This window comes from Stackebrandtia soli, from assembly GCF_965137155.1.
Lineage (GTDB): Bacteria > Actinomycetota > Actinomycetes > Mycobacteriales > Micromonosporaceae > Stackebrandtia > Stackebrandtia soli.
On the sequence record NZ_CBCRZX010000014.1, the window covers coordinates 51,256 to 68,098 of the forward strand.

At 68.5% G+C, this 16,843-nt stretch carries 12 protein-coding genes; 5 read left to right on the top strand and 7 right to left on the bottom strand.

Features of this window, described 5'->3' with window-relative positions:
- Positions 1 to 269 precede the first annotated feature (269 nt).
- From ACM9NP_RS10920 to ACM9NP_RS10930, 3 genes are all read right to left on the bottom strand, one after another.
- Positions 270 to 452, bottom strand: a complete 183-nt coding sequence (locus ACM9NP_RS10920; protein ID WP_415646537.1) for a DUF6104 family protein — start codon at positions 450 to 452, stop codon at positions 270 to 272.
- A gap of 250 nt (positions 453 to 702) precedes the next feature.
- Positions 703 to 4,425 (bottom strand): multifunctional oxoglutarate decarboxylase/oxoglutarate dehydrogenase thiamine pyrophosphate-binding subunit/dihydrolipoyllysine-residue succinyltransferase subunit, encoded by a 3,723-nt coding sequence (locus tag ACM9NP_RS10925; protein ID WP_415646538.1) that lies wholly within the window; start codon positions 4,423 to 4,425, stop codon positions 703 to 705.
- 311 nt (positions 4,426 to 4,736) lie between these two features.
- The gene (locus tag ACM9NP_RS10930) at positions 4,737 to 5,078 is read right to left on the bottom strand and encodes an STAS domain-containing protein (RefSeq protein ID WP_415646539.1); all 342 of its coding nucleotides are present in this window, start codon (positions 5,076 to 5,078) and stop codon (positions 4,737 to 4,739) included.
- Between the two features lie 310 nt (positions 5,079 to 5,388).
- Here ACM9NP_RS10930 and ACM9NP_RS10935 point away from each other — a divergent pair, with 310 nt between their 5' ends.
- The 4 genes from ACM9NP_RS10935 (at position 5,389) to ACM9NP_RS10950 (ending at position 10,117) form a co-directional block, all read left to right on the top strand.
- A complete protein-coding gene (locus ACM9NP_RS10935) occupies positions 5,389 to 6,099 on the top strand; it encodes a response regulator transcription factor (RefSeq protein WP_415646540.1) in 711 nt (236 codons plus the stop codon).
- Positions 6,096 to 7,601, top strand: coding sequence for a sensor histidine kinase (locus tag ACM9NP_RS10940; protein WP_415646541.1), 1,506 nt, complete (start codon positions 6,096 to 6,098; stop codon positions 7,599 to 7,601). Before ACM9NP_RS10935 ends, ACM9NP_RS10940 begins: the two co-directional genes overlap by 4 nt.
- Positions 7,602 to 8,279: 678 nt before the next feature.
- A complete protein-coding gene (locus ACM9NP_RS10945) occupies positions 8,280 to 9,290 on the top strand; it encodes a S1C family serine protease (RefSeq protein WP_415646542.1) in 1,011 nt (336 codons plus the stop codon).
- A 185-nt stretch (positions 9,291 to 9,475) separates the two neighbouring features.
- Positions 9,476 to 10,117 (top strand): hypothetical protein, encoded by a 642-nt coding sequence (locus ACM9NP_RS10950; RefSeq protein WP_415646543.1) that lies wholly within the window; start codon positions 9,476 to 9,478, stop codon positions 10,115 to 10,117.
- Positions 10,118 to 10,132: 15 nt separating this feature from the next.
- Here ACM9NP_RS10950 and ACM9NP_RS10955 read toward each other — a convergent pair whose 3' ends face one another.
- From ACM9NP_RS10955 to ACM9NP_RS10970, 4 genes are all read right to left on the bottom strand, one after another.
- Positions 10,133 to 12,100 (bottom strand): MBL fold metallo-hydrolase, encoded by a 1,968-nt coding sequence (locus tag ACM9NP_RS10955; protein WP_415646544.1) that lies wholly within the window; start codon positions 12,098 to 12,100, stop codon positions 10,133 to 10,135.
- On the bottom strand, positions 12,097 to 14,538 hold the full coding sequence (locus tag ACM9NP_RS10960; protein ID WP_415646545.1) for a hypothetical protein: 2,442 nt from the start codon (positions 14,536 to 14,538) through the stop codon (positions 12,097 to 12,099). Before ACM9NP_RS10960 ends, ACM9NP_RS10955 begins: the two co-directional genes overlap by 4 nt.
- Positions 14,539 to 14,631: 93 nt before the next feature.
- Complete coding sequence (locus ACM9NP_RS10965; protein WP_415646546.1) at positions 14,632 to 15,252, bottom strand: hypothetical protein; 621 nt, start codon at positions 15,250 to 15,252, stop codon at positions 14,632 to 14,634.
- Between the two features lie 10 nt (positions 15,253 to 15,262).
- Positions 15,263 to 16,147 carry a hypothetical protein gene (locus ACM9NP_RS10970; RefSeq protein WP_415646547.1) on the bottom strand — a complete coding sequence of 295 codons (885 nt, stop codon included), beginning with the start codon at positions 16,145 to 16,147 and terminating at the stop codon, positions 15,263 to 15,265.
- A 72-nt stretch (positions 16,148 to 16,219) separates the two neighbouring features.
- Between ACM9NP_RS10970 and ACM9NP_RS10975 the strand changes: the two genes are divergently transcribed.
- Positions 16,220 to 16,828, top strand: coding sequence for a GNAT family N-acetyltransferase (locus ACM9NP_RS10975; protein ID WP_415646548.1), 609 nt, complete (start codon positions 16,220 to 16,222; stop codon positions 16,826 to 16,828).
- The last annotated feature ends 15 nt before the right edge of the window (positions 16,829 to 16,843 follow it).

The following is a 16,843-nucleotide window of genomic DNA, read 5'->3' on the forward strand; positions in this document are numbered from 1 at the left end:
AACCGACGCGAGTCGGTTCNNCCCGACAGTCGTGCTCGACGTCGGCCGGCTCGACTCAGGTTCGAGACCGGCCGGCTCGACTCAGGTTCGAGACGGGCCTGACCCGATCGCTCACGTTCGAGACCGGCCGGCTCGACTCAGGTTCGATACCAGCCCGCTAGATCACTCACATTCGAGACCAGCGGACCGGACCGGTCGCGGTCGACACCAACCTCACGTTCGAAACCGGATGACCTCGCCCAGCGGCGGGGTCATCCGTGTTGGTGCCGCTATTCGTCCTCGTCGTCATCGTCGAGGCGCGCCATCCAGGTCGCGAGGCGTTCGATCGCGGTCTCGAACTCGGGGTTGTCGTCGACGAACTCCCGCAGCCGGGCCGCGACCCATTCCAGGGTCACCTCCTCCTCGCCGCGCCGCTTCTCAAGCTCTTCGATCCCTCGATCGGTGTAGTACATCTCGTTCCGTTCCTCGTCGTACTGGACTTTGCCTCACCACCCACCCCACCGTCCATTCCGCTTGGTTGGTTAAACGTCTCGCTTGGTTGGGCAAATGTTCAAAACAGGCGTGTTTTCGCAATTTGGCCAACCAAGCGGAACTTTTGGCCAACCAAGCGGAGGCTTGGGAGCCGGTGTGGGTGGTGTGAGAACGGGGCTGTGCGGGGGAGAGTCCTCCCCGCACAGCCCCGCGTCGATCAGGTGTGGTCGGCTAGCCGCGCGGCGGCATCGCCACGTCGATCAGCGCCTGCTGCTCGACGTCGTGGATCTTCTGCGAACCGACCGACGGCGCGGCGGCGGCCGGGCGGGACAGACGACGCAGGCTCACGCCGTCCAGGTGCTCCAACAGGTTGAGCGCGATGTGCGACCAGGCGCCCTGGTTCGCGGGCTCCTCCTGAACCCAGGCGTACTCGTTCGCGCCCGGGAACTGCGCGAGCGTCGAGCGAATCTCCTCGACCGGCATCGGGTACAGCTCCTCGACGCGGATCAGGGCCGTGTCGGTGATGCCGTGCTTCTCCCGGGCCTTCGCCAAGTCGTAGTAGATCTTGCCCGAACACAGCAGGACCCGCTTGACCGACTTCGCGTCGAGCGTCGAACCGAGCGCCGGGTCGTTGAGGACCGGCTGGAACTGGGCGGAGGTGAAGTCCTCCACCGAGGAGACGCACTTCTTGTTGCGGATCAACGACTTCGGAGTGAAGACGATGAGCGGCTTCTTCTTCGGCGACAGCGCCTGTCGGCGCAGCAGGTGGAAGTAGTTCGCCGGTGTCGACGCGTTGGCGACGCGCATGTTGTCCTCGGCGCACAGTTGCAGGAAGCGCTCAAGCCGGCCCGAGGTGTGGTCGGGGCCCGCGCCCTCGTGACCGTGCGGCAGCAGCAGGACGACGCCGGAGCGCTGGCCCCACTTCGCCTCGCCGGACGAGATGAACTCGTCCACGATCGACTGGGCGCCGTTGACGAAGTCGCCGAACTGGGCCTCCCAGCACACGAGCGCGTCGGGGTTCTCGACGGAGTATCCGTACTCGAAGCCCATCGCCGCGAACTCGCTGAGCAGCGAGTCGTAGACCCAGAAGCGCGCGTCACCGGCCACCATGGACTGCACCGGCACGAACTCGGCGGCCGTGGCGTGGTCGACGATGACGGAGTGCCGCTGCACGAAGGTGCCCCGGCGCGAGTCCTGCCCGGCGAGCCGGACCGACACGCCCTGGTTGAGCAGCGAACCGAACGCGAGGATCTCCCCGAACGCCCAGTCGATGTCGCCCTCGGTCGCCATCTGGGCGCGACGTTGAAGGACCTGACCGACGCGCTTGTGCGGGGTGAACCCGGGCGGCTGGTCAACGTGCGCCTCGCCGATGGCGCGCACCGTCTCGGCGGAGATGGCCGTGTCGACCTTGACCTCCGGCTCGACGCTGCGGTTGCGCAACGGTTGGCTGACACCGGAGACCGTCTTCTTGGTCGCCTTGAAGACCGCCTCCAGCTGAGACTGGTAGTCCTTCAGGGCGTCCTCGGCGTCGGCGAGCGAGATGTCGCCGCGGCTGATGAGGGCCTCGGTGTACAGCTTGCGGACCGAGCGCTTCGCGTCGATGATCTGGTACATCAGCGGGTTCGTCATCGACGGGTCGTCGGACTCGTTGTGGCCGCGACGGCGGTAGCACACCATGTCGATGACGACGTCCTTGTTGAACGCCTGCCGGTACTCGAACGCGAGCTTCGCGACGCGGACGACGGCTTCCGGGTCGTCTCCGTTGACGTGGAAGATCGGCGCCTGGATCATCCGGGCGACGTCGGTGGAGTACAGCGATGAGCGCGAGTACTCGGGCGCCGTCGTGAACCCGACCTGGTTGTTGACGATGATGTGGACGGTGCCACCGGTGCGGTACCCGCGCAGCTGCGACAGGTTCAGCGTCTCGGCGACGACGCCCTGACCGGCGAACGCCGCGTCACCGTGGACGAGCACCGGCAGGACCGTGTACCCCTCCAGTCCGAGGTCGAGGCGGTCCTGCTTGGCCCGGACGATGCCTTCCAGCACCGGGTCGACCGCTTCGAGGTGGCTCGGGTTCGCCGCCACGGACACGGTGGTGGCGTATTCGCCGTCGGGCGTGGTGAACTTGCCGGTCATGCCGAGGTGGTACTTGACGTCGCCGGAGCCCTGGACGGTCTTCGGGTCCATCGAGCCCTCGAACTCGGAGAAGATCTTCTCCGGGGGCTTGCCGACGATGTTGGCGAGCACGTTCAACCGTCCACGGTGGGACATGCCGATGACGACTTCGTCGAGCGTGTTGCGCGCCGCCTCCGACAGGACCTCGTCGAGCAGTGGGATGAGCGTCTCGCCGCCTTCGAGGGAGAACCGCTTCTGGCCGACGAACTTCGTGCCGAGGAAGGTCTCGAAGGCCTCGGACACGTTGAGGCGACCGAGGATGTGCTTCTGCTGGTCGGTCTCGAGCTTCTCGTAGGGACGCTCGACGCGTTCCTGGATCCAGGCGCGCTCTTCGGGCTCCTGGATGTGCATGTACTCGATGCCGACGCGGCGACAGTAGGACTCGCGCAGCACGCCGAGGATGTCGCGCAGGCGCATCTTCGTCTTGCCCGCGAAACCGCCGACTGGGAAGACCCGGTCGAGGTCCCACAGCGTCAGACCGTGCTCGAGGATGTCGAGGTCGGGGTGGCGACGGATCTCGAACTCCAGCGGGTCGGTGTCGGCCATGAGGTGGCCGCGCACGCGGTAGGCGTGGATGAGTTCGATGACGCGGGCGGTCTTGTCGATCTGCCCTTCGGAGGTGTGCGCGACGTCGCGGACCCAGCGGACGGGCTCGTACGGGATCCGCAGCGAGCGGAAGATGCCGTCGTAGAAGCCGTCCTCGCCGAGCATCAGCTGGTGCATGCGCTTGAGGAACTCGCCGGACTGCGCGCCCTGGATGATCCGATGGTCGTAAGTGGACGTCACGGTGATCGTCTTCGAGACGCCGAGCTCGGTGATCGTCTCGTCCGAGGCGCCCGCGTACTGGGCGGGGTACTCCATCGCGCCGACACCGATGATGGTGCCCTGTCCGGCCATGAGTCGGGGGACGGAGTGGACGGTTCCGATTCCACCGGGGTTGGTGAGCGTGATCGTGGTGCCCGCGTAGTCGTCCATCGTCAGCTTGTTGTTGCGAGCCTTGCGAACGACGTCCTCATACGCTTGCCAGAACTCGCGGAAGTCCATGTCCTGGCAGTTCTTGATGCTCGGCACGACGAGGGTGCGGGTGCCGTCGTCCTTCTGGAGGTCGATCGCGAGACCGAGGTTGATGGACCCCGGGGTCACCAGGTTCGGCTTGCCGTCCACAATGGCGTAGGAGTTGTTCATCTCCGGTGTGGACAAAACGGCCTTGACGAGCGCGTACCCGATCAGGTGGGTGAAGCTGACCTTGCCGCCGTGACCACGCTTCAGGTGGTTGTTCATGACGATGCGGTTGTCCGACAGCAGCTTGGCCGGGACTTGGCGGACGCTCGTCGCGGTCGGGACCTCCAGCGAGATGTCCATGTTCTGGGCGACGCGCGCGGCGACGCCACGCAGCGGCTGGCGCTTGGCGTCCTTGGCGACAGGGGTGTCGGCCTTCGGCTCGGGCTTGGCGGCCTTCGGCGCCGGGGCGGGCTTCGAAGCGGCGGGCTTGGGCGCCGCCGGCTTCGACGCGGGGGCCGGGGCGGCGGTCTGCGTCGCCGACGGTTGCGGCGCGTTCTGCGAGGTTGCCGTCGAGATGGAACCGGACTTGGTGGAGCTCTCGGTGCCGTGCGACGGCTCGTAATCGGCGAAGAAGTCGTGCCAGGTCTCCTCGACACTGGACGGATCAGTCAGGTAGCGCTGATACATGTCCTCGACGATCCACTCGTTGGGACCGAATTCGGTCAGTGGATTCACGCCGGAATTGCTGTTTGACGTGGTGCGGTCTTGAGTCGACACGGCCTTTGATCGCCTCTTCTGATGGGACCTGATGGACGAAATTTTCCCGACCGCAAAGCCTACCCCACGGGTGGTTTCGACTACGCCTCTCACCGGCCGCGACGGCCTTCGTCACCGCCTCGCCGCGAGACCATCCACAACTGATCGACCGTGTTCGACGGCCAGCTCGTCCGCCGTCGCAACGACTGCGCCGGTCACGGTCCCGGCGGCGGGAGACGCCGTGTGGACCGTCACGTCCTTCGACTGTCGGACGAATCACGCATGACAATGGGCACCGGGGATCCGGTGCCCATTGTCGGAAGTGATTCGAATCAGTTGCCGGTCACGACGAAGGCGTTGGTTTGTTCCTCAAGCAGTTCTTGCGCCCCCACGACGGTGAACAACCTGGTGATGAACTTGGTCGGGTTTGTGACGGCGACGGGTACGCCCATCTCGCGGGCAATGCGATACGCCACCACGAGGGTGCCAATTCCGGTGGAATCGAGCACCGTGACCTTGGCGACGTCGACCTTGATGTACTTGAGGTCGGCATCGCGAAGGACCTGACTCACGGTCTCTCGGATTTTTGGTGCGGTGGCGTAATCCACCTCGCCGTTCAGGTCGAGGACAGTGCCTCCGTCAGCGGTCGTGCGAATTTCGATCGACAGCGTCATCTGCGCCCTCATTGAGGTCGGTAGTCGGTGCCCCTGGTCGGAGCCTGTGACCCGCGCATGAGCCTGGAACAGGACCCTGGGCGGGAGGTAATAGCCTATCCGATCGGTGTGTCACACCGGTAGTACGACAAACGTGGACTTTTTGCGAAACCGTTATCAACGCCACTGAACAGGCACGTTAGCGCCAGCCGAACGCCTGATCACGACCATCACGACCGGCTTATTCCGCCCCGTGGGCGTGTCAGGTATCCCAGCAACCTCTCAGCTGATGTTCAGTTGCGGCCCAGTGGTGCAGGAGCAAGATGGGATCATGACAGCAGTGGGAGAGCACCGGGAAGCCGAGGCGACGCTGCTCGTCGTCGAAGACGATCCGAACATCTGCGAGCTGCTCGCGACGAGCCTGCGGTACGCGGGCTTCACGGTTCACCAGGCGACCGGCGGCGAGGAGGCGGTCAAGTCCGTCGCCCGTCATCGCCCCGACCTCGTCGTCCTGGACGTCATGCTCCCGGACTTCGACGGGTTCGAGGTCGCCCGGCGCGTTCGTTCCGGCTCCGACCGCACTCCGATCCTGTACCTCACCGCCCGCGACGCGCTCGAGGACAAGGTGCGGGGTCTCACTCTCGGCGGCGACGACTACGTGACGAAGCCGTTCAGCCTGGAAGAGGTCATCGCGCGCATCCGTGCCGTGCTGCGCCGCAGTCGCGGCGACATTCCGCCGCCGCCCCGGCTCAAGTACGCCGACCTGGAGCTCGACGAGGAGACCCACGAGGTCTGGCGCGCCGGGACACCGGTCCAGCTGTCGCCGACGGAGTTCAAGCTGCTTCGATACTTCATGGTCAACGCGGGTCGCGTCCTGTCGAAGGCGCAGATCCTCGACCACGTGTGGCGCTACGACTTCAGGGGCGACGACGGCATCGTCGAGTCCTATGTGTCGTATCTACGGCGAAAGATCGACAAGACGGAACCGCGCCTCATCCAGACGTTGCGCGGCATCGGTTACGTGCTGCGGTCCCCATCGTGACCGGCACGCTCTCCGAACGACTGCGCCGACGCTGGGAGCGCACGCCACTGCGCGTCCGGCTCGTCACGAGCGTCCTCGTGCTCGTCACCGGCGCACTCGTGCTCACCAGCGTCGCCAACGTCAAATCGCTCGAGGAGTACCTCACCAACCGCGTCGACGAGGACCTGGGGGATCGCTTCGGAAGCTATGGCGAGCGCGAGATCCGGTCGATCTTCGCGCAAGGCCCCGGCGTCAGCGACTACGCGTTCTTCCTGCGCGAATCGGACGGCCACCTCACCTCGTGGACGACCGCCAACGTCGAGCAGCTGCCGAAGTTGACGCCCGAGTTGCTGCGCCAGCACTCCGGCGAACCGTTCACCGAGGAGTCGGTCGACGGCACGATCCGCTGGCGCATCCTGTCCCGCGTCACCGACGACGGATTCGGCAACGGCGAGGTCATCACCGCGCTCGCCACCCCGATGTCGCAGGTCGAGACGACGGTCGCCCGACTCATCTGGATCGATCTGCTCGTCGGCGCCGGCGTGCTCGCGGGACTCACCGCCATCGGTGTCGCCCTCGTGCGCGCGAGCCTGTCTCCGTTGAAGGAGATCGAACTCACCGCCGCCGCGATCGCTGCCGGCGATCTGTCGAAACGGGCGCCCCGGCGGGACACCCGAACCGAGGTGGGACGACTCGGCGAGGCGTTCAACACGATGCTCGGTCGGATCGAATCGGCCCTGGCCGCGCGCGCCGCCTCGGAGGTCCGCGCGCTGGCGTCGGAGGACCGCATGCGTCGCTTCGTCGCCGACGCCAGCCACGAACTGCGGACCCCGTTGACGACGGTGCGCGGTTTCGCCGAGCTGTACCGGCACCGGGGTGACGTCGCGCCCGACGAGGCCGCCACGATCATGCGCCGGATCGAGGACGAGGCCACCCGGATGGGGCTTCTCGTCGAGGACCTGTTGCTGCTGGCACGCCTCGATCAGGAGCGCCCGGTGGCCGATCGCCAGGTCGACCTGCTCAGCGTCGCCGTCGACACCGTGACGGCGACACTCGTGACGGCCGCCGATCACCACATCGATCTGCGCACCGAGGGCGGCCCGTTCCTGGTGCGCGGCGACGACCTGCGACTGCGTCAGGTTCTCAGCAACCTCATCGGCAACGCCGTCCAGCACACGCCCGCCGGGACGACGATCCAGGTCACCCTGCGCCGTCAAGGCTGTGACGTCGCGATGGTCGTCGCCGACAACGGTCCCGGGATGACCTCCGAACAGACCGAACGCGTCTTCGAGCGCTTCTACCGCGCCGACAAGGCCCGCTCGCGGGCCGCGGGCGGAACGGGTCTCGGCCTGGCGATCGTGTCGGCGCTCGTCGCCGCGCACAACGGCACCGTCGAGGTCTCCGCCGAACCGGGTCACGGCGCCGTGTTCACCGTGACGCTCGCCCTCGACCCGGACGTCCTCGTGGAGGACGGCGCCGACGACGAGGACGACGAGGACGATCGGGACGAGACGCCCGCCTGAGACGGCCCCGGCACAGCCTCCGGTCTCGCCGACACGACTCCAAGCGAGCTTGGAGGCGATTTCCAGCTGTGACGCAGTCACAACGGCCATGCTGTGATCATGGAACGACACGAAGAACCGGGCAGAGAAGCGGACGGGCCGGTGAAGCCGCCGCACTACACGAGCGCATCGACGGGCGGACGGTCCGAACCGACGGAGGGGAACGACCCCGCTGGGGATCCACAGGCCGTCATCCCCGGTTCGACCCCCGACGACGACACGACCCCACCCTCGACGACGCCACCGGGCCCGTTCCCGCCGCGCCCCGGTTACGCCGGTCCGAATCCGCCGGGACCGGGCGCCCCGCCACCGGGAATGCCGGGTCGATCGGGACATTCGGGGGCCTTCGGTCCATCGGAGACAGAGGGGCGGCCCGGCCCCGCGGGGCAAGCGGGCCAACCGGAGTCGCACGGCCGACCGAGCCACGCCGCACCGTACGGTCAACCCGGCTCGGCACCCGTCACCGGACCGTCGCACGCCGGGCCGCCGTACCCGCCTCCGACTGCGTCCGGTCCGCCCACGCGGATCGACCCGCACGGAGCCGCGGGCCCGCCGTCGTCAGGCCAGGTCCCACCGTTCGGGACCGCGCCACACGTGCCAGGCACGCCGACACCCTCACCGAGGTCCCGTTCCTGGCGGTTGCCGACGGCCATCGCGGGCGCCGGGCTCGTCGTCGCGCTCGCCGCGGGAGCCGCGGGCGGCATCGTCGGCTTCAACCTCGCGGACGGTGGAGGCGGGTCGTCGCAGCTCACCGAGAACGGTCAGACGCTGTCCGACGTCGCCGCCGCGGTTCGGCCGTCCGTCGTGTCGATCGCGACGGAGACGACAGAGGGCTCCGGCGTCGTGTACGACGACGAGGGGCACATCATCACGAACAACCACGTCGCCGCGTCGGCTCGCGGCGGCAGCCTTCAGGTGTCCTTCTCCGACGGGACGAGCGCGCGCGGCGAGGTCGTCGGCGCCGATCCGTCCGGTGACCTCGCCGTCATCAAGGTCGACGTGCCGGGTTTGACGCCGATCTCCATCGGCGATTCCAGCGACCTCGCGGTCGGCGACACTGTGCTGGCGATCGGTTCGCCGCTCGGGTTGGCCGGGTCCGTCAGTTCCGGCATCGTGTCCGCTTTGGACAGGACGATTCAGGCCGGTGACGGCAGTCCGTCCGGCCAGGTCACGACCTTGAACGGTCTCATTCAGACGGACGCCGCCATCAACCCCGGCAACTCGGGTGGCGCTCTTGTCAACGGCGGCGGCGAGTTGGTGGGCATCAACACGGCGGCGGCGACGGCCGACGGCTCGGAGGGGAGCGTTGGACTCGGGTTCGCCATTCCGTCATCGACGGTGTTGAGCACCGTGGACCAGCTGATCGGCGGAGGCGAGGTCGAGCGCGCCTTCTTCGGCGTGAGCGTGACCGACGTGTCGGGCGGCGAAGGCGCGCTCGTCACCGGCGTTCAGGAGGACAGCCCCGCCGATGAAGCGGGGATCGAGCAGGGCGACGTCATTCTGGAACTCGACGGTGAGCAGGTCGCGGCGGCGGCGGACCTGGTGTCGACCGTCCAATCGCATCGACCGGGCGAGACGATGGCGGTGACGTTCAGCCGCAACGGCGGCGAACCGACCACCGTCGACGTCGAGCTCGCCGCCACCGGCTGACGGCGGCGAGGAGGGTGGGCGGCGCGCCCCGTCCGCCCTCGATGGAGCGGACGTCGAACAGTCGACGGCGTGGACGGATCGACTGCATTCCGGTGACGGACGGTGAGGTCGACGGCTCCGCTTGTTACCGAACGGTTTGCCCTTCGGGTCTTGTTTGTGGCGTTGAATACACATAGGCTCACAATATGGATGTCTCCACTACATACCGTGACGCCGATGAGGCCGTCGACGCGATTCACGCCGCCTGTCCCGAGGTCGAGGAACTGACGGCGATGTGCGAGCTGTTCAACGTGCCGGTCTACTACGACTGGGTCGCCGATCGGGTCTTCATCGTCCGCGTCTACGACGCCGAACAGCCCGAGTCGGTGCGGATCGACGAGACCTCGGGCGTCGGGCTCGCCGAGGTTCCCGACGTCGTCGAGTTCATCGCGGAGGACCTCGACTACTGCGCCGACGACGACGGCGCGGACTCGACGCGGGTCCGTCGCTGGGTCGCCCAGCTGTCCGAAGTGTATTCGAACAGTGTGAACATCGACATGCGTCAGCAGCGCATGTGGGCGGACGGCGAGCTCAAGGAGGGCACGGTCGCCTTCGACGATCGCATCGCGAGCTTCATCGACTTCCGACTCACTCAGGAGATGAAGCACCTGCGGGACCGCATCGTCGTGATGGAGACCATGCGCGCCCGCAACATCCGCGCGCGCCTCGACGCCCGCGACAATCGCCCCGGAGCCAAGCTCGAAGTCGGGAAGCTGTTGCTGCTCAAGCAACGCGAGGTTCACGACGTGCTCGTCGCGGACGACCGCCGGTTCAATCTCCTCGACTGACGCCGACGCCGGGCGTCAGTTCGCCTGCCACACCTCGTCGGCTGTGACGGTGTGCTGGCCGCGTAGTTCGAGGCGGCGCGCGAACTGACGTTGTCCACTCGGTCTGCCGTGGACGAGCATGACGTTGTCGGGCCGTGCGGCGGCCGCGATCTCCACGAGTTCGTCCTCCGACGCGTGAGCGCCGAGCCGATACGAGGTCACGTCCGCCATGACGGTCACCGGATCCGGGTTGTCCGGCAGTTCGAAGACTCCACCGCCGTGCTCCGCGAGCGTCAGCAGCCGTGAGCCCGGTGTGTCGGGGTCCTGGTATCCGACCACCATCAGGCCCGACTCGGGCTCCGCGAGGATGTCCCGCGCCCACGACACCGCCGGTCCGGCCGTCAACATGCCGGAGGTGGCGATGACGACGCATGGTCGGCGGTCGGCGATCTCCTGCCGGGTCCGGCCCGGTTCGACGGCGCGGACGTTGCCGGCGAGGATGCTCAACCGGTCGCCGTCCGGACCGGGGTGACGTTGATACGCGTGGCTCAGGTCGCGAGCGAGCCCGTCGACGAGGACCTCCGCCTCGGGCAGGTACTGCTTGCAGATGAGCGCGAGTTCCTGGGCCCTGCCGAGCGCGAACGCGGGTATCAGGATGCGGCCGCCCCGGCCGAGAATCCGGTCGGCGTCGGCGACCAATTGATCCACTATGGTGGATCGAGGTGGTTGTTTGCCCGAACCCGCGTACGTCGATTCGAGCAGCATCAGTTCGGCTCCGACCCCGGACGGCGGCAGTTCGAAACCTCCCACGCTGTGCTGCCCGGACAGCGACACGTCACCGGAGATGACGATCCGATGCGGACCGGCCGTGATGATGACGCCGGTCGCGCCGACGATGTGGCCGGCCGGGAACAGTTCGATCTCCATCGCGCCGACCCGTCGTCGACGTCGTAGCGGCTGATCCGCGAGCGCGTTGACGGCCGCCCCGACGTCGGAGTGCCGGTACGGCGGCAAGGGTCCTCCCGCCCACGACTCGTCGGCGTCGGCGCGGCGGGCGAGGACCTTCGCCGAGTCCGCCCACATCGTCCCCAGTAGATCGCAGGTCGGCGGGGACGCGATGATCGGGATCCGCCCGAACCGGGCGATGAGCGCCGGAACCCAACCGGCGTGGTCGTTGTGGGCGTGCGTCACGATGATCGCGTCCGGCGCGGGGCCGTTGTGCAGACGGTCGATGTCGGACGGCGCGAGTGAGGCTTCATCCACACCGGAGGGACGGGTGCCGGCGTCCACGACGATTCGAGTGCCGCCCGCGCTGACGAGCACGCACGACCCCCCGATCTCGGTACCACCGCCGAGCACCTCGACCGTCGGCGTGAGATCCCGGGACAACGCGGGGGCGGGGGTCGTCGCCGGGGCGGGATGAACCGCCTGATCGCGCTCGTTCTGGACGCGTTCGAGCCGCGCGTACGCGACGTCCAGGTGCCGCCGCAACTGCGCCAGCTCCGCGTCGAGGTTCTCGATCGTCGCCTTCAGCTCAGTGTTCTCGGTGCGCAGCGTCGTCAACTGCTGTTCGTGCCGGTCCCGAATGGCGCGCAACTCCGCGATGCGTTGCTCGTACCGGTTGGTGCGCTTCTGGTCCGCGTCGGGTCGGTTGGCGCGGCGGCGCGCGCGATGCTGGCGCCGCTGGTGTTTGCGGAGCTGGTCGAGCTGCCGTCCGACGTCCGCCACCGCCGCGGCGGAGGCCTCCGGGGCGTCACCTATCAGGGCGCGCGCGGTCGCGTCGGTGAGGACGTCGCCGATACGGCGGCGCAGCAGCGCCCGCAGCCCCGTCGAACCGGACAGCAGGGGCAACAGGCTGCGCATGCCCTCGGTCGTGGACACGAGATGGTCCGTGTCGACGTCGTGATCGAGCCGACGGGCCGCGACGTCCGCCGCGTATCGCAGGACCGTCTCGATGTCGGCGGGAAGGCCCGGTTCCGACTCGTCGTCGCTCGTCGCGTTCATCGCGATGCCTTGGCGTGCAACTTGTTCCGGCGGAGGGCCACCTCGAGCGTCGGTTCGGGGCCGGTGTCCGCCTCCGCGAGCACCGCCATGTCGACCGCCCTGAGCACGGCCGTCGTCATCGCCGGGTGCGCGAGCCGGTCGGCCTCCGACCTCAGGTGCTCCGCCTCCGCGAGCGCGAACTCGCGAACCGCCGCCAGCTGACCGTGCAGCCAGGCGCTCGTCCGGTCGCCACGCGCCGTCTGCTCCACCGTGTCCGTCGCGTCCAGGTAGTCGTCGGCGAGATCGAGCACCTCGTCGAAGAAGTCGACGAGACTCTGCCGTGCCTTCGCGACGATCTTCGTCCGCGAACCGAGTTGATCGGTGGCGGTGTCGTCGACGGCGCGACCGGCGCCGACCCGTCGACACTCCTCCGCGAGGAGCCGCACCCGTTCGGTGTCACCGTGTTCGGCGACGGAACGCAGCAAGGGGTACAGGCGACCCTCCGGCCCGAGCCAGTGCCGGTAGACCTTCGTCGCCTTGTCGTACTTGAAGGTGCGGGTCGGGGCCGCGTCGAGGATGTCGCCCGCGTGCAGGACGACGTCGTCGAGCCGACGGCGGTGGGCGTCGATCTGGCGCAGGCCGCCGTCGTACATGGACGTGTTGTGCTGGGCCCATTCCTGGAGCAGCCCGGAGAACCGGCGCAGGGCCTGACCGGGAAGTCGATCGTGATCGAGATCCAAAATGGATGAAGCGCCGTTGGTCGGGTCGAGGAGCGCCATCGGCAGCGCGGCGCATACGACGGGCAGCGACCGCTCGTCCGATTCCGCCGTCAGGTCCGCGAACGCCCGGGCCAGTGTCCCGTCGGCGACGCGGGCGTAGCGGGCTGCGGCGAGCATCGAGCGTTCCCGCGACGACAGGCCGTCCTCCACTCTCGGCTCGGGGGCGTGCGTCGGTTGCGGATCCGCCTCGGTCTCGGAATCACCCACCGGGTGCGGTTCGGACGTCGCCGACCGTTGCGGACGCTGGCGGGGGCCGGCGATCGCGGTGATCTGCGCTCCCGTCTCGCCGCGCAGCATCGCGTCCAAATCAGACAGATCGAGTTCGGCGGTCGTCGCCTCGCGCTGAGACGGGACCGACGGCGCCGTCGGTCCGGCCGACGCGAGCCGGGGTGTCACCGTCGACGCCGGTCGCGTCCGCGATTCGCGGCGGAGCTCGGCGAGGCGGTCCGCGGCGTCGCCGCACGTCACCGGGACGCCCCCGAGACGTTTCGTCAGCGTCGGGTCCGCCAGGGCCAGCGTCAGAGCCTGATCGATGTCGGCGCGGGTGGCCGCGACGGGCCGGTTCACCACGATCGACAGCAGCTCGCTCATGACCCGCATCTGTTGGGTCAGAATGCCGAGCTCGCGGAGTTCCTCGGGGCCGGGGGCGATGCCGGCGACCAGGTTCTCGTTGAGCTGTCGGGTCACGGCGATGGCGGCCGCCCAGGTGGCGACGTCGGGTGAGGCGGGAGCCGTTCGAGCCGTGGACGACCACGCCTCCCCGTTCGTCGATGCCCCGGCGCGTCGTTCACCGGCCTTCCCGAAGACAACTGGTCGGATCGGGGCGGTGCGCTCGACCGTCGTCGGCTCCGTCGTCGGCGGGTCGCGTCGAATGCTGACACGCTCGCGATCCCGGCGAGTGTGGTTGAGCTCGGCGAGGCGGACTTTCGAATCCTCCGCGAGCAGGCCGCGCACCTCCACTGCCGTCACGGGGAGTTTGCGATCCGCCCTGGCCGCCGCGTAGCGGGCGACCGCGTTGGTGGAAGTGAGTCGCCCGATCGCGATCTCCGGCAGTGCCGGGAACCTCTCGCGTAGCGCGGCGTACCGTTCGGCGACGTCCGGCCGGATCGCGGCCAGGTACGACGCGGCCAGCGGCGCGTGCGTGTACTGGGCGCCGACGCAGGCGATGAGGGCGAGCTCCTCGTACTCCTCGTCACCCCAGCGATACCAGGCGTACAACCCCCGGTAGACACCCGCGCTGTGCGTGATCAGCTGCATGGCCAGGTCGGCCTGCGTCAGGCGCAACGCCGTCAGCTGAGCCTTGTGGACGATCGTTTCGTCGAAGAGCTCGGCCGCCGGACGGCACAGCGCGCGTAGGAGCGCGCTCTCGGCGGGCTTCTTGTCGGCGCTCATCAGCGCCAGCACCTGGTCGGCCGCCCGCAGGCTCACCTTCGCCGACGGGATGTTGTGCGCGTTCAGCACCTGCCGTCGGGCTTGGCCCTCCATGCGGGTCAACAGCGTTCGGACGGTCTCCGGTTTCGTCTCCGCGAGTAGCGCCGTCGCCACGGCGTTGGCGTCGAGCGCGTTGATGAGGGTCTGCCCGTCCGGCCAACCCGGGGGTGGCGTGATCGGAGCGGTGTTGCGTACCCGGCCCGAATGGCGCCGCGCAGCGCGGTTGGCGCGCGATTCTGGCGGACGCATCGCTGGACTTCCTTCCGGGGACGAATGGGTTGCGCCAGTCTATGCAACCGGAGGCCCGGACGCCATCGCGTGAGCGCGCCGACCGCCGAGCCGTCAGAGCAGGCTCAGCCAGGCCGCTCCGCACGCGAGCCCGATCACTCCGCAGATCACCGCTCCGAGCTTCGCGTCCCTCCGTAGCGGGAGACGACGCCCCGACCGGGACGGCCGCAGGCGCGCGGTGCCCGCCGGGCCGACGAGGATCAGTCCCGACAGGAAGGCCAGGACGGGAATCAGGACGAAGACGGGCGCGGTGGCGGTCGGCATCCCCATCCGCGTCAGGACGATCCCCTGCGGCAGGGCGGCGGCCACCGCGCACAGCGCGTAGACGGCGCCGTTTCGAACGCGCGGTCGGGAATCCGGGAGCAGCGCCGGTCTGCGTGCGCGGTGGTCGGCGCGCACGAGGGCGTTGTCGGCGTCGTCGGCGGCGACTCCAGCCGCGCGCAGTTCGTCGGCCGGGTCGGCGGGCTCCGATTCGTCGGTCGCGTCGGCTCCGAGTCGCGGCGCGGGCAACTTCAGCCGGCTCGCCGCGTGCATGAGGTCCGCCTGTTGCTGCAACAACCTCGCCTCCATCTCGGCGACGGCGATCGCGTGCTCGTCTTGACGAGAGGTCGCGTCGGGGCCGGATATGGCCTCGTCCAGCCTCGCCAGCAGGCGCTCGTAATCAGCGATCCCCATCGTCACATCCTTAAGGGATAGTCCATTGGGCTGCGTCCGCGATCAGTCGTTCGCAAACGCGGGAGATCACCGCCGGATCGGTGGGGGCGTCCAGCGTCACCGGTAGTGGGACACCCGCGACGCGGGTGGTGCGGCCGACCGTGACGTAGGTCGTCTGCGGCAGTGGCGAAGCCGGGCCATGGTCCCGCCATCCCGCCAGAACCAGGTGCAGTCTCGCGGCGGCGGCACGCGGCGCCAGCCGCGCGATCCGGTACCGCACCGCCTCATCCGTCTTCCCGAAGGCGCCGATGAGCACGCGCTCGGGAAGGTCCGCGGCGCGTCGACCGGACCGTTCCGCTTGCGCCACATGTGATTCGGCCTCATCGAGAACGTCGCCGACCTCGGCCGACGCGCGTGCGGTCGGTCCCAGGATCCCGGCGTCGACGAGCGGCGCCAAGGAGGACAGGGCCGCGCTCCCGTCGGTGACGATCGACCAGACGCCGAGCGTTTGGGACGGCCGCGCGGCGAGCAGCCGGATCAGCACGTCGGCGATCAAACCTTGGACCGCGGGATGATCGGCGCCGCGATCCACGGCCAGATGGCCGGTTCCCAGCAGATTGACCACGACCGGGAACGAGAGATCCTGGGCGGCGACGCATTCCCCGATGCGAACCGCCACCGCGGCCCCCGTGTCGGCTTCGCCGAGCGGGGTTTCATCGACAGCGCGTGAGAGCGCCTGTCCTAACCAGCCGGGGGTCACCACCGTGCCCGCCTGTGCGAGTTGGCTGATGAGCGCCCGATGCCGGTCGATGACGCCGTGACCGGGCCCGTCGCCGAGGACGCGGGCGCGTTCGAGGCGCCGCAACGCCTCTCGATGCGCCGTCACGGCCGCCTGGAACAGTTTGCGTACCCCCATGGCGGTTCCCTTCGCCGTCACCGTCAATGCCGTCGTGCCGCGACGATATCGGATCTCCTATTGTGAGGCGCTATGCGGTACGTCCCCTACGATCCCGCGCCCGCCTCCCGCCCACCCCGTGCGGCGATGGCCGTTCGGGTCGCGACGGAACTGTCCGAACTGGTCGCGTGCGCCAAGCTGGCGGCCGAGTACAACGACGAGGACCACCGAACGTCGCTGGTCAACTTGCAACGGCACGTCGGCCGACCCCGCAACGCCGTCCACATCGCCGTCAACATGGACGACGAGGTCCTCGGATACGGGCGCACGACCTGGATCTTCGTCCCTTCCGGCGCGCCCGCGAACGTCTCCCCGATGGGCTACTACCTGGGGGGACTCATCGTCGCGTCGCAACACCGTCGTCGCGGGGTGGGGGCTCGGCTGACCGCCGAGCGAATGCGGTTCATCGCTCGCCACAGTGCCGACGCCTGGTATCTGGTCAACCAGCACAACTCCGCCTCGATCGCGCTGCACGACGCGTACGGCTTCCACGAGACCACACGAGACTTCGTGTTCCCCGGCGTCGTGCTCGACGAACCGGGGGGCATCCTCGGTCACGCCCGCCTGCGTGACGACGCGGCCCACTGCCAGGGCTGCCCCGACCGAACGTCGGCATCCGACCGATTGACCGCTAGAACTTGAGTGCGCTCGCCCCGC